13 protein-coding genes are annotated in these 12,540 nt (G+C 65.2%); 5 read left to right on the plus strand and 8 right to left on the minus strand.

Going from position 1 to position 12,540, the window contains the following annotated elements:
- Positions 1 to 78: 78 nt before the first annotated feature.
- The 5 genes from phnC to BLEFHOIH_RS06775 form a co-directional block, all read right to left on the minus strand.
- Entirely contained in the window at positions 79 to 909 is an 831-nt protein-coding gene (gene phnC, locus BLEFHOIH_RS06755; protein ID WP_088343765.1) for a phosphonate ABC transporter ATP-binding protein, read from the minus strand.
- 4 nt (positions 910 to 913) lie between these two features.
- The gene (gene phnE, locus BLEFHOIH_RS06760; RefSeq protein ID WP_088343766.1) at positions 914 to 1,726 is read right to left on the minus strand and encodes a phosphonate ABC transporter, permease protein PhnE; all 813 of its coding nucleotides are present in this window, start codon (positions 1,724 to 1,726) and stop codon (positions 914 to 916) included.
- A 3-nt stretch (positions 1,727 to 1,729) separates the two neighbouring features.
- A complete protein-coding gene (locus BLEFHOIH_RS06765; protein WP_088343767.1) occupies positions 1,730 to 2,611 on the minus strand; it encodes a phosphate/phosphite/phosphonate ABC transporter substrate-binding protein in 882 nt (293 codons plus the stop codon).
- Between the two features lie 307 nt (positions 2,612 to 2,918).
- The gene (locus BLEFHOIH_RS06770) at positions 2,919 to 3,710 is read right to left on the minus strand and encodes a CoA-transferase subunit beta (RefSeq protein WP_088343768.1); all 792 of its coding nucleotides are present in this window, start codon (positions 3,708 to 3,710) and stop codon (positions 2,919 to 2,921) included.
- A gap of 92 nt (positions 3,711 to 3,802) precedes the next feature.
- Positions 3,803 to 4,243 carry an MmcB family DNA repair protein gene (locus BLEFHOIH_RS06775; RefSeq protein ID WP_088343769.1) on the minus strand — a complete coding sequence of 147 codons (441 nt, stop codon included), beginning with the start codon at positions 4,241 to 4,243 and terminating at the stop codon, positions 3,803 to 3,805.
- A 154-nt stretch (positions 4,244 to 4,397) separates the two neighbouring features.
- Here BLEFHOIH_RS06775 and egtB point away from each other — a divergent pair, with 154 nt between their 5' ends.
- Both egtB and egtD read left to right on the plus strand, forming a co-directional pair.
- The gene (gene egtB / locus BLEFHOIH_RS06780; RefSeq protein ID WP_088343770.1) at positions 4,398 to 5,699 is read left to right on the plus strand and encodes an ergothioneine biosynthesis protein EgtB; all 1,302 of its coding nucleotides are present in this window, start codon (positions 4,398 to 4,400) and stop codon (positions 5,697 to 5,699) included.
- Entirely contained in the window at positions 5,696 to 6,649 is a 954-nt protein-coding gene (gene egtD / locus BLEFHOIH_RS06785; protein ID WP_088343771.1) for an L-histidine N(alpha)-methyltransferase, read from the plus strand. The genes egtB and egtD overlap by 4 nt, the downstream gene beginning before the upstream one ends.
- A 22-nt stretch (positions 6,650 to 6,671) precedes the next feature.
- Here the strand turns inward: egtD and BLEFHOIH_RS06790 are convergent, their stop codons facing one another.
- The 3 genes from BLEFHOIH_RS06790 to speD form a co-directional block, all read right to left on the minus strand.
- Positions 6,672 to 7,463 (minus strand): glycosyltransferase family 25 protein, encoded by a 792-nt coding sequence (locus BLEFHOIH_RS06790; protein WP_088343772.1) that lies wholly within the window; start codon positions 7,461 to 7,463, stop codon positions 6,672 to 6,674.
- A 96-nt stretch (positions 7,464 to 7,559) separates the two neighbouring features.
- Entirely contained in the window at positions 7,560 to 8,420 is an 861-nt protein-coding gene (gene speE, locus BLEFHOIH_RS06795) for a polyamine aminopropyltransferase (protein ID WP_088343773.1), read from the minus strand.
- Positions 8,421 to 8,518: 98 nt separating this feature from the next.
- On the minus strand, positions 8,519 to 9,022 hold the full coding sequence (gene speD / locus BLEFHOIH_RS06800) for an adenosylmethionine decarboxylase (RefSeq protein ID WP_088343774.1): 504 nt from the start codon (positions 9,020 to 9,022) through the stop codon (positions 8,519 to 8,521).
- Positions 9,023 to 9,400: 378 nt separating this feature from the next.
- Between speD and BLEFHOIH_RS06805 the strand changes: the two genes are divergently transcribed.
- The 3 genes from BLEFHOIH_RS06805 to BLEFHOIH_RS06815 all read left to right on the plus strand — a co-directional run bounded on the left by BLEFHOIH_RS06805 (position 9,401) and on the right by BLEFHOIH_RS06815 (position 12,322).
- Entirely contained in the window at positions 9,401 to 10,528 is a 1,128-nt protein-coding gene (locus BLEFHOIH_RS06805) for an AI-2E family transporter (RefSeq protein ID WP_088343775.1), read from the plus strand.
- 97 nt (positions 10,529 to 10,625) lie between these two features.
- Positions 10,626 to 11,531 carry a diacylglycerol kinase family protein gene (locus BLEFHOIH_RS06810; RefSeq protein WP_170937038.1) on the plus strand — a complete coding sequence of 302 codons (906 nt, stop codon included), beginning with the start codon at positions 10,626 to 10,628 and terminating at the stop codon, positions 11,529 to 11,531.
- Complete coding sequence (locus tag BLEFHOIH_RS06815; protein ID WP_088343777.1) at positions 11,528 to 12,322, plus strand: metallophosphoesterase; 795 nt, start codon at positions 11,528 to 11,530, stop codon at positions 12,320 to 12,322. Before BLEFHOIH_RS06810 ends, BLEFHOIH_RS06815 begins: the two co-directional genes overlap by 4 nt.
- Positions 12,323 to 12,540 lie beyond the last annotated feature (218 nt).

A 12,540-nucleotide genomic window follows, 5' to 3' on the forward strand; every position in this document is an offset into this window, starting at 1 on the left:
TCGGATGCCGCCGCCACGCTGCGAGATTTCGACATCATTGTGTTCCGGCGAGGATGATCGGCGGTCACTGGCGATTCGTCAGTCGCGGCGGCCTTCCGAGGAGCCCGCATCCGCTTGAGGTCCATACAGATTGGCGAAGGCGGCTTCGTCGAAGGCGGCGGCGGGGGCATCGACGACGACCTTGCCGCCCATGAGGCCGACAATGCGGTCGGCATAGGCGCGCGCGAAATGCACCTGATGCAGGCTGCAAACGATTCCGACGCCCTCCGTATGGGCGATGCCGCGCAGCAATTCGAGCACGCTGACGCTGGTCTGCGGGTCGAGGCTGGCGACCGGCTCGTCGGCAACGATCAGGTCGGGGCGCTGGGCGAGCGCCCTGGCAATGGCGACGCGCTGCTGCTGGCCGCCGGACAGCGTGTCGGCGCGCTGCATCGCCTGGGCGAGCAAGCCGACGCGGTCGAGGCAGCTCAGCGCCAGCAGCCGGTCGGCGCGGGTGAAGCGGCGGGTCCAGCCGCGCCAGGCGGCGACATAGCCGAGGCGTCCGGCAAGCACGTTCTCCATGGCGGTCAGCCGGTTCACGAGGTTGAACTGCTGGAACACCACGGCGATGCGCCGCCGCTCGGCGCCGCGCATTTCCGAGATGTCGCGGCCGCCGATGCGGATGTCGCCGGCATCGGGGGCCAGCAGCCCGGCGACGCAGCGGAACAAGGTGGTCTTGCCCGCCCCGCTCGGCCCCAGCACCGCGACGAATTCATGCCCGCGCACGGTCAGCGAGACGTTGTCGATGGCGGGCACGCCGCCGAACGCCTTGCTGAGCCCGCGCACATCGAGCCGGGGCGGCCCGGACAGGACGGGCCGCGCAAAGCCGTTTGGCGCGTCGACGCCGGGTGTGGGGAAGGGCGCGGTCATCGCGTCACACCAGCTTCCTGCGCAGCCAGCCCGACAACTGGTCGAGCACCGTGACCACGACCAGGATGAGCGCGATGATTGTGAACAGCCGGGGGAAATCGAGCAGGTCCATGCTGTTCTTCAGCTCCAGGCCGATGCCGCCCGCGCCGACGACGCCGAGCACCGTCGAGGCGCGGACATTGAACTCGAACCAGAACAGGGTGGTGGACAGCATCACCGGCAGCACATCCGGGACCAGCGCATAGACAATGGTGGTGGACCGGCTGGCGCCGGTCGTCTGCACGGCGTGGAAGGGGCCGAGATTGGCGTTCTCGATATGGTCGGCGAAGAATTTGGCGGCGCTCCCCCAGGTGTGCAGCGCGATGCCGAGCACGCCCGCGAAAGGCCCAAGCCCGACGGCGGCGACGAAGAGCAGCGCGAAGACGAAGGAATCGATGCCGCGCAGCGCGTTCAGGAACCAGCGCGCCGGGTAATACAGCCGAGGGAACGGTGTGATGTTGCCGCTGGCGATCACCGCCATCGGGATGGCGAGCAATGTCGCGAGCGTCGTGCCGATGGCGGCCATCGCCACCGTCTCCGCCATGCGCAAGAGGAAGAGCGGCAGCTCGGCGGTATCGGGCGGCCAGGCGGAAGAGATCCAGCGCCATAGTTTCGGCAATCCGGTCAGCAGTTTTGCTGGATCGACCTGCGCCAGCCGCCAGGCGGCGACATAGAAGGCGAGGATCAGCAGCGCCGCGATCCAGAAGCGCAGCCGGGCGGCGGTGAAGCCGCGCTTTTTGGCGTCGATGTCGTCCAGGGCGCGTTCGGCCGGGGACATCGATCAGCCCTTCGGCTTGATCTTGCCGAGCGCGCTTCCCGCATTCTCGATCGGGGCATAGGCCGCGTGCGTCGCGGCCACGAAGCCGGTATAGCGCGGCGGCAGCAACTGCTTGGCCTGCTCGGGTGTGATGGCGGTCAGGATCTGCTGCACCTGCGCGCCCCGGTCCTTCGCCGTGTCGGCCGGCAGGGCGATGGCGTCGTTCGGCAGGGGATCGGAGGTCCAGATGATCTTGTTGGAGTCTTCCTTCACCGTGCCCTTGGCGATCATCGCATTGCGGTTGCGGTCGTAATCCGTCGCCATGTCGACCTGGCCGGAGATGACGGCGATCTCATTCGCCGGGTGGCTCGCCCCTTCCGAATATTTCCAAAAGCTCTTGGGATCGATCTTCCAGACTTCCTTGGCGTAAAAAGACGGGATCAGCCATCCCGAGGTCGAGCCGACATCGGCGAAGGAGATCGACTTGCCCTGGGTGTCGTCGGGGAATTTCGTCACGGGCAGGTCAGGGCGCGCGATGATGATGGCGTGATAGACCGGCTTGTCGTCATATTTGACGGTCGCCACCGCCTGGCAGCCGGTCGCGTTATTGGCGATGATATAGCCCCATGGCCCCATCCAGGCGACGTCGAGCTGGCCCGAGCCCATCGCCACCGCGAGCCCCGCCCAGTCCGTCGCGACGACGAGATCGAAATCGGCGCCGAGCTGCTTGGCCAGATGGGCGAAGAGCGGCGTGTAAGCGGTCTTGGTGTCGGTCGCGCTGGGCAGAAACGGGCCGACGCCGAAGCGCAGCGTCCTGGTTTGCGCGATGGCCGGCGTGAACAGTTTTGCGCCCGACAGCGCGGCGCCGCCGGCGCCGATCAGGAATGTGCGGCGTTTGATGGTCATGACGTTCCCTTCCCCGAATGCCCGGCTTTTTGCGATCGCGGACGGCCACTGCCGCCGCAACGCGCGCATGAACAAGTCTTGCCCTCGCCCGGTCAAAGCGCGGCGTCGTCCTCGATTGTATGGTGATCACGCGGAAACCATGGCCTCGTTCCGCAATTGTCTAGCGGCGTGGCCCGGACCGGGCACAACGGACAATCTGGCTCGCGTTTCGAGGATAGGAAGCGAGCCGGGGGCGGTCAAGCCGCATCCGGCCGGGTTGGTAAGCGGCTTCTGACGGGGGCGGCCGCCTGCTGTCCGCGACCCGGTGCTAAGCCGCATCGCCATGCGCCCGCGCGGTGCGGGCGTGCATCTCGCGCAGCGCCGCCAGCTCCGCCGCGCTCGGCGGCAACTCCTCGCGCAGCAGCGCGGCGAATTTCAGCGGCCAGCCGCATTTGGCCTGGATCGTTTCGCGCGTCGCGCCCGGATAGAGGCTGGTGACGGTCAGCTCCTTGGTTTCGGGATCGGGCTCCATCAGGCAGAGATCGGTGAAGATTTTCGTCGGGCCCTTCGAGGTCACGCCGAAATCGCGCCGGCTCGTCCCGCCGCTGCCGTGCCCGAGCGTCGTCACGAATTCCAGCTTCTCCACGAAGGACCGCTTGCCGAGCGCCATGATAATGAAGATCTGGCCGCTCGCCGTGGCGATCTCGGGCGCGCCGCCCGCGCCCGGCAGCCGCACCGACGGCTTGCCGTAATCGCCGATTACAGTGGTGTTGAGATTGGCAAAACGGTCGATCTGCGCGCCGCCGAGGAAGCCGACGCTGATGCGCTCGCCCTGCAGCCAGTAGCGGAACATCTCCGGCACCGAGACGGTGGTCAGCGCGGTGTCGCAGAGCTCGCCGTCGCCGATGGAGAGCGGCAGCACTTCGGGCTTGGTGTCGATGGTGCCGGATTCATAGATCAGCGTGATCTTGGGGGCATGGGTGTAGCGCGCCAGATTGCAGGCCGCCGACGGCGCGCCGATGCCGACGAAGCAGATGTCGGCGTCGGTGAGCGCCCGCGACGCCGTCACGGTCATCATCTCGGTGGGTGTGTATGGCAGGTCGTTCGGCTGGTCGCTCATGAAACCCCATCATGCGGCCCGGGCGGAAGAGAGCCGAGTTTAGACGCTCGCGCGGGCGCGTGGAAGCGGCTCGGCAGCGGGATTGCCCAAATCTAGAGCAGCCCGACAGCGCGCAGCTCCGGATCGAACAGCTCGTGCAGGCGGAAGGCCGTGCAACGGGCAAAGCGCAGCGTCACCGCCTTGCGCCGCGCGGAATTGAGGCGGTGCTCCGGCGGCTCGCGCAGCACGTCCGCGCCGAAGCGGTCGGCGAGGATCAGGCCGCAATCCTCCGGGATCAGCCCCTGCGGAAAATCGGCATCGACGGCGAAATAGAAGCGGTCGCACCATTGCCGGTATTCGGGCCACTTCTGATCGGTGCGGAAGTCAGCCATGCAGGATTTGATCTCGACAATCGCAATATCGCCCTTGGCGTCGAGCGCCATCAGGTCGCAGCGGCGGCCGTCGGCCAAGGGCAGCTCCGCCAAAACCGCGAAATTCATCGCCCGGAAATAGCGCCCGGTGCCGCGCAGGATCTGCAACGCAGCGCCGTCCATCGGCGCCGCCGCAATATTTTCGCTGGCCGGCCCTTGATCCGCCGCACCCGCAGTTCCTACATTGTTCTCGTTCGCGAGCTGGATTCCGCCGTTTTCGGGAACCAAGCTCGCCGTAGGTGATTTGTGTCTCATGTCGCTAGCAAGGTAGGATTTTATGCCACTTGACGACCCGACGCCGTATGACGGCCACCCCGAGGGCCACGCAAGTCTGCGCGGCAGTCTCACCCGAACCCGGCAAACCTCGATCCAGATCGCCGAACCCTTGTCCGAAGAGGACCAGATCGTTCAGGCCATGGAAGACGCCAGTCCGACCAAATGGCATCTGGCGCACACCACCTGGTTCTTCGAGGAACTGGTGCTCAAGCCGCATGATCCCGCCTATAAGATTTTTGACGAGCGCTTCGGCTATTGCTTCAATTCCTACTATGAAACCGTAGGCGACCGCCACCCGCGCCCGAAACGCAGCCTTTTGACGCGCCCGCGCCATGATGAAGTCATCGCCTATCGCGAGCATGTCGACGAAGCGCTGGAGAATTTCTTCGACCGCGGCGGCAACGGCCCCTCGCCGCAGGCGCTCGATCTGATTACGCTCGGCGTCAATCACGAGCAGCAGCATCAGGAGTTGATGCTGACCGACTGCCTCGCCATCTTCGCCGGCAACCCGCTGCGCCCCGCCTATCGCGAAGAGGGTACGGCGATCGAGGGCGGCAAGATCCCCGATCTACGCTGGGTGGATTTCGGCGGCGGCATCCTGCCGGTCGGGCATCAGGGCGAGGGCTTTGCCTTCGACAATGAGAGCCCGCGCCACGATCAGCTCATCCGCCCCTTCCGCCTCGCCAACCGTCTCGTCACCAATGCCGAATGGCTCGAATTCATGGCCGATGGCGGCTATGCGACGCCGACGCTCTGGCTCGCCGACGGCTGGGCCATCGTCAAGCGCGAGGGGTGGGACGCGCCGCATTATTGGGAGCAGCGCGACGGCGTCTGGCATCAGATGACGCTGCGCGGCCTCAAGCCGGTCGATCCGGCGCGGCCGGTCTGCCATGTCAGCTTCTTCGAGGCCGACGCCTTTGCCCGCTGGGCCGGCAAGCGGCTGCCGAGCGAGTTCGAATGGGAGGTCGCCTCGGCCGATCAGCCGCTCGAGGGCAACATCCTCAGTCATGACGCGCTGCGCCCGGAGGCCGCCCGGCTCGGCGAGCCCGGCCTGCAGCAGATGATCGGCGATGTCTGGGAATGGACAGCGAGCGCCTATCTCTCCTATCCCGGCTTCAAGCCCGCGACCGGCGCGGTCGGCGAATATAATGGGAAATTCATGTGCAACCAGTTCGTGCTGAAGGGCGCTTCCTGCGTGACGCCTGACGGCCATATCCGCCGCAGCTACCGCAATTTCTTCTATCCCCATCAGCGCTGGCAATTCACCGGGCTGCGTCTCGCCGATGACGGCGCCGCGTCATGAGCGCGCTCGAGGCGACCTGGGACGGCCACGGCTGCGATTTTGCCGATGCCGTCATCGCCGGATTGCGCGGAACGCCGAAATCCATCCCCTCGCGCTTCTTTTATGATGCGCGGGGGTCCGAACTGTTCGAGCGCATTACCGAGCTTGAGGAATATTACCCGACCGGCGCCGAGATCGCCTTGCTCGACGCCCATGCCGAGGAGATGGCCGCCCTCGCCGGGCCGGGCGTTTGCCTCGTCGAATTCGGCTCGGGCTCCAGCCGCAAGACCGACCGCCTGATCGAGGCGCTGCCGCGTCTTGCCTCATACGTCCCCATCGATATTTCCGAGGCCGCATTGGCGGGTGCGGTGAGCCGGCTGCGCGAGCGCTTTCCAGGTTTGCGGGTGACGCCCCTGCACGGCGATTTCAGCGCCGCGCTGACCCTGCCGAGGAGCGCGCGGACGCAGAAGAAGCTCGGCTTCTTCCCCGGCTCGACCATCGGCAATCTGACCCATGCCGAGGCCGCGGCATTCCTGGAGAATTGCCGGGTGCTGCTGGGGGCCAATTCCGGCTTCCTTGTCGGCGTCGACCTGAAGAAGAGCACCGACATCCTGCTGCCCGCCTATAATGACCGGCTGGGTGTCACGGCGGCCTTCAACCTCAATCTGCTCGCCCGCGTCAACCGCGAGCTCGGCGGCGATTTCGACCTGTCCGCCTTCGCGCATGAGGCGATCTACAACGCCGCGGCGGGGCGGATCGAAATGCATCTGCGCAGTTGCGTCCCCCAGAGCGCGACGGTCCTCGGCGAGAGTTTTGCCTTCGCCGAGGGCGAGACTATCCACACTGAGAATTCGTATAAATACACGGTGGCGGAGTTCGAGGCGCTGGCGGCTTCGGCCGGGTGGGCTTCACGCCAGGTGTGGACGGATCCCAAAGGGTTGTTCAGCGCGCATTATCTGACGCCCGCCTGATCGAAAGGCGGGCGCCAAAGCATCAGGCCGATCTCGGACTGGGATGCGGGGCGAATTGCGATTTCGTCAGATAGGACGTGCCGAACCTGCGGAGGTTGAACACCCAGTTCATCGTATTGTAGCGAAGCCGGAACATCACGGATCGCAGGTTTCTGCTGAACGACACCGTCCGGCGCGCCGAGCCCCGGTCCCCGCCGATGGTGGTGTTCGACATGTCGAGCGGATGCGTGGCCAGCCAGGGCGACGTTTCGAACACCGAGCATTTGTGGACATAGACGTTGCGCAGGAACAGATCGAACGGGTCTCCGACCGGCAGGACCGTCGCGACCAATTTACGTGCGCCGCTCTTGCTGACGATATAGGCGGCCGAGCAGGTCGAAGGCGATATGACCGCCACAATGGTCACGTCGCCCGCTCGCGCCGCCGCCTTGCCGATCGGGCCACACCGTCCATAGCCTCCGATTTTCAGAATGTCGAAATTGGGCAGCGCCTGCACCGCCGAGGAGATCCTCGCGAAATCGTCTTTTTCGATAACGGCGTCATCCTCGAGAATGAGGCCGTTATCCGCGCCGCTGAGCAGGAAGCGTTCCATCGCCCGCTTGTGGCTGAGCGAGCACGCGAGTTCGTTCAGGGACATTTCCCGGAAGGCGCGCGCGCAATAAAGATCCTTGCAGAATTCCCGCTCGCGGCCTGCGAGGTCCTTCCCCGCCGTGGCGTCGAGAATCTCGTAGGCGATGTTGCCGGCCAGCATCGCATTGATCGCGTCGCGCCTCGCTTGGGCGTCCGGCAATGAAATGACGAAAGCCTGGATCATTCTAGGTACGCCCCCACCATTGGATCAACAGAAATCACAATGGCGTGTACTTACCGGATGGCTCCTCTGGCAGGAAGATCGATTCGCGGGGTAAGACTATTTCTCCGCGCCGCCCCAGGCATCCGCGACATAATTCGGCAGCACGAAGGAGGCCGTGTGAACCTGCGGATTGTAGTAGCGCGTGGTCATCCCGCTCGCCGCGTAGCGCCCGGCGATCACCTCGGTGGACACGTTCCGAGTCGCGGCGTCATTGCCGCCCCAGGCGAGCGCGAAGGGACCGCCGAAATAGGTCGGCTGGGTGCACATGAAGCAGGCGGCATCAGCGAACAGCGAACGCAGGATCTGGCCGCTCTCGGCCAGATGCTCCGGATACAGGAACGGCAGGCCGTTCTGACCGATGAAGACGCCGCCCGGTGTCAGGCAGCGCTGGCAGGCGGCGAAGAATTCTTCCGTGAACAGCACCTTCGCCGGGCCGATCGGCTCGGTCGAATCGACGATGATGACGTCGAAGCGGCGCTCGGTCTCGTTGACGAATTTGATGCCGTCGCCGATCAGCAGCTCGACGCGCGGGTCCTCGAATGAGCCCTGCGAGATCGCCGGGAACAGCTTCACCGACTGCTCGACCACGACCTTGTCGATCTCGCAATGCACGACGCTTTTCACGCCCTGGTGCTTCAGCACCTCGCGAAGCACACCGCCATCGCCGCCGCCGATGATGAGCACGCTCTCCGGGCGCTCCAGGCTGAACAGCGGCACATGCGCCATCATCTCGTGATAGATGAATTCATCCTTGTCCGTGAGCTGAATGACGCCGTCGAGCATCATCACCCGGCCAAAGGTCTTGTTGTCGAAAATGATCAGGTCCTGAAAGCCGGTATGGCCTTCGTAGTGAACCGCGTCGGCTTCGATCGCGCAGCGGAAATGTGGATTGAACGTCTCGTCGACCCAGCGAGTCATCGCAGCGGCTCCAGCGGCTAAACCTGTGCATAAAAAGGACGTGCCCGGCCATGACAGCCGGGCACGTCATTCCTTGGCGAGAACGCCAGCGGCTCCGCCTAGGCGGCGACCGCCAGTTCCTTGCCGCGCAAATGCTCGGTGACGATGATTTCGCTCGGCTGGAAAGCTTCGCGAATCACGTCCACGGCCAGATGCGGTTTTGCGTCTCCGCACATGAAGATGTCCAAGGCTGCGTAGCCATATTCGGGCCAGCTATGAATGCTGATATGAGACTCAGCAAGCACGGCGACGCCCGAGACGCCTCCATTCGGTGTAAAGTGATGCATGTGGATGTGCAGGAGCGTGGCACCTGCGACTTCGATGCATTTCTTGAAGGTATTCTCGATGTGCTCCAGGTCGTCAAGGCGACTTCCATTCTTCACATCGATGATCAGATGCGTACCGGCGAAAGTCTCGCCGCCACGCGTGCAAAAATAGTCTTTCCGATCGTTCTGCTGCGCCACGCTCGGGCCGCAGACGGAATGCTTTTCTTCCGTTTGGGCGGTGCTTGAACCAAAGTCCAAGTCCATCCCCAATTGGAAGAGGGCGACATCGTATGCCATATGGCGTCCTCCCCAACCAGTAGATGACCAGACAAAACCGGCGGAACAAGCACTGCATGACCTCCGGCTTACAAGGGGGGGCATATGCACGCTATGGACCGAGGTTTCAAGAGAAAATTGTATACGCAATGAAGAAAATCCCGGGGGTGGCGACATCTGGGCATCGCCGGGGGCGGCATCGCTAGCGCTGGGGTAGGGCATGCGACGGACCAGGCTCGCCGGCCGCAGTCCCGCGCCGCGTTGGTGAGCCCCGTTGCGCCGTCTCACCGGCGGGTCTAGAACCGCTTTCAGTCGCAGGGTGAATGCCCTCAGCACGCGCCGCCATGGGCAGCCAAGCGCGCTGTGCATACGGGCAATGCAGATCGGACCGATGGCCGCATGACACAGGCTCAGCACATACCGGTGACCCAGCGGGTGATACCGGCGGTCGATGCCGCCCTGGCTCCGGTTCCCCGCTCGGGACGCGATCCGCTGCTCCGCGCGGCCGTGGTCGGATTGTTCGTCATCGCCCTGTTCTACACGCTGTATTTCGCCGCGCCGGTGCTCATCCCGATCACCATCGCCATCCTGCTCTCGATGCTGCTGTCGCCCGCCGTCGAATGGCTGGAGCGGCTGTCGCTGCCGCGCGGTCTTGCCTCGGGCGTCATCGTCATTGCGGCGCTCGGCCTCATTATCGGCTCGGTGGTGACGCTGGCCGGGCCCGCCCAGGACTGGGTGACGCGGCTGCCCTCCGGTTTCGGCAAGATCGAGGAGCGGCTGAAGCTGATCAAGAAGCCGATCGCCGAGATCCAGAAGGCGACGGAGCAGATCGAAAACGTCACCGAGCTGGACAAGCCGCAACAGCGCCGGCAGGTGGTCGAGCTGCGCCGCCCGAGTTTTGCCGGCGAGCTGCTGTCGGGCACCCAGCGCGCCATGACCTCGGTCGGCATCGTCATCATCCTGCTGTATTTTCTGCTGTCGACGCGCGACCTTTTCCTGCGCAAGCTGGTCGCGCTGATGCCCTCGGAGGAGCACAAGACCCGCACCATCGACATCGCCCGCAGCGTCAAGAAGGACATCTCGTTCTACCTCGTCTCGCTCACCCTCACCAATATCGGCTATGGCCTGCTCGTGACCGTCGCAGGCTGGGCGCTCGGGCTCGAGAACGCGCTGCTCTGGGGCGCCGTTACCGCCATCCTCAGCTTTGCCCCCTATGTCGGCCCGGTGGTGATCCTGGTGCTGCTGTCGCTGGCCTCCATCGTGTCGGTGAACGCGCTGACGGCGGCGCTCGCCTTGCCCGCGATCTATCTCTGCGTCCTGCTGCTGGTGCAGAATTTGATCTCGCCCTATATTTGGGGCAGGCGGCTTTCGCTCAATCCGGTCGCTATCTTTATTTCGATCATCCTGTTCGGCTGGATGTGGGGCATGGCGGGCGCGCTGCTCGCGGTGCCGCTGCTCGCCAGCTTCAAGATCGTTGCCGAGCGCGTCGGCACGCTGCGCCCCGCCGCCGAATTCGTCAGTCCTTAATCCTGATTTCGGGAGCTGCAACCCCGCGCCCCCTGCATTGTTTCCTCAAGGCGCGCAAACCGCAATGGCGCGGCTTTCAGGGGGCATCGGCAGATCAATGCGCATACACGCGATTCTGAACCGGCGCGCCGGCACCATCATCGGTGCGGGCACCGAAACGTTCGAGCACAAGCTGGGCAAGGTGTTCGGCGATGCCGGCCACTCGATCAACATCGAGGTGGTCGAGCCCGACGCCATCGGTGAGGCCGTGAAACGGGCGGCGGCGCAAGGCTACGACGCGCTGATCGTCGGCGGCGGCGACGGCTCGGTGAATGCCGCGGCGACGGTGCTGGTGGACACGCCGACGGCGCTCGGCATCCTGCCGCTCGGCACCATGAACCGGATGGCGCGCGACCTCAATCTGTCGATGGAGGTCGATCAGGCGTTGCAGCAACTGGCCACCGCCGAGCCCAAGCTCATCGACGTCGCCGAAGTCAACGGCAAGCTGTTCCTGTGTAATTCCTTCATCGGGCTGCCGCCGATGATTACCGAGAAGCGCCAGGAGCTGCGTGGCGGCACGCTGGCCGAACGCTTGCGCGGCTATGCGGCGATGCCGGTCGCCATCGCTCGCGGCGCCCGCCGCATCGCCCTGCTGATCGACGACCGCGACTCGCCCCGGCTGCACCGCGCGCTGACCGTCGTCGTCTCCAACAACCTCTATAGCGAATCGCCGAGCCTGCTGCCGAAGCGCCGCGCGCTCGACGAGGGCCACCTCGGCCTCTACATCTCGAAGCACCGGACTGTCACGCAAACGCTCTGGCTGCTGGTCAAGGCCTCGCTCGGGCGCTGGTCGGGCGATCCTGATTTCGAGGGCCAGGCGGTCGAGAAGGTGACGATCACCTCGAGCGGCAAGCGCCTGCGCGTCGCCAATGACGGCGAGCTGTTGTGGCTGACCTCGCCGCTCGAATACCGCATCCGCCCCAAGGCGCTGACCGTGCTGGCGCCGAAAGCTGAGCCCGCATGACCCGCATCGTGCTCCTGGCCGATCTGCATTTCGGCTCGGTGCCGCCCGAGCTGGCGATCAAGCTGACGACGGGCATCGCGGCGCTCGCCCCCGACCTGATCGTGGTCGCCGGCGATCTGACCATGCGCTCCCGCCGCAGCGAGTTCTCCGATGCCAAGCTCTGGCTGGCGAGCGTCGCCGCCCCGCTGCTGATGCTGCCCGGGAATCACGACCTGCCCGTCTGGAACATCTTCGAGCGCTTCGCCAATCCCTTCGCCCGCTATAGCCGCGTCACCGGCCAGTCGCTGATGCCGGTCTTCGAGGACGATCACTGCTTTATCCTCGGCCTCAATACCACGGCGAGCTGGCAGCCCAGCCTGAACTGGCAGGAAGGCACCGCCCGCCGCCGCGACGTCGAGGCCGCGCGCAAGCTGCTGGCCGAAGCGCCGCCGGGCAAGGCGCGCATTGTGGCGACGCACCATCCTCTCGTCGCCGTCGAAGGCTTTCCGAGGGCGCGTCCCGTCAGGCGCGCGGCGGGCGCCCTGGCGATGCTCGGGGCGGAGCGCGTCGAGATGCTGCTTTCGGGGCACATCCACCAGACCTATGCCGTGCCGCTCGCCGAGCCCGCCCCGCCGATGATCGCCGTCGGCGCGCCCACGGCGCTGTCGACGCGGATGCGCGGCGAGCCGAACGGCTTCTGGCTGATCGAAGTCGGGCCGGAGCGCTTCAGCCTGTGCCTGCACAGCTTCGACGGCAAAGGCTTCGCGCCCACCGGCCCGGCCCGGACATTTGCGCGGGCGGTCAAGGCGTAGGTTCCAGCACGAACGAGGATCCAGCGCCCCCATCAGCGTGCGGCAGCCTTCCCCTCTCCCACGGGGAGAGGGTGGCACGCGAAGCGTGCCGGGTGAGGGGTTGCGGACTCTCGGATAGGCACGAACCCCTCACCCTATGAAGACCTTTGCAAAACTTCGATTCCTTCGCCCCGGCCGTTAGAGCCGGGGCCCACTCGCCTCTCCACTTGCCGCAGCAA

This window comes from Rhodomicrobium sp. R_RK_3 (genome assembly GCF_002198715.1).
Taxonomy (GTDB): domain Bacteria; phylum Pseudomonadota; class Alphaproteobacteria; order Rhizobiales; family Rhodomicrobiaceae; genus R-RK-3.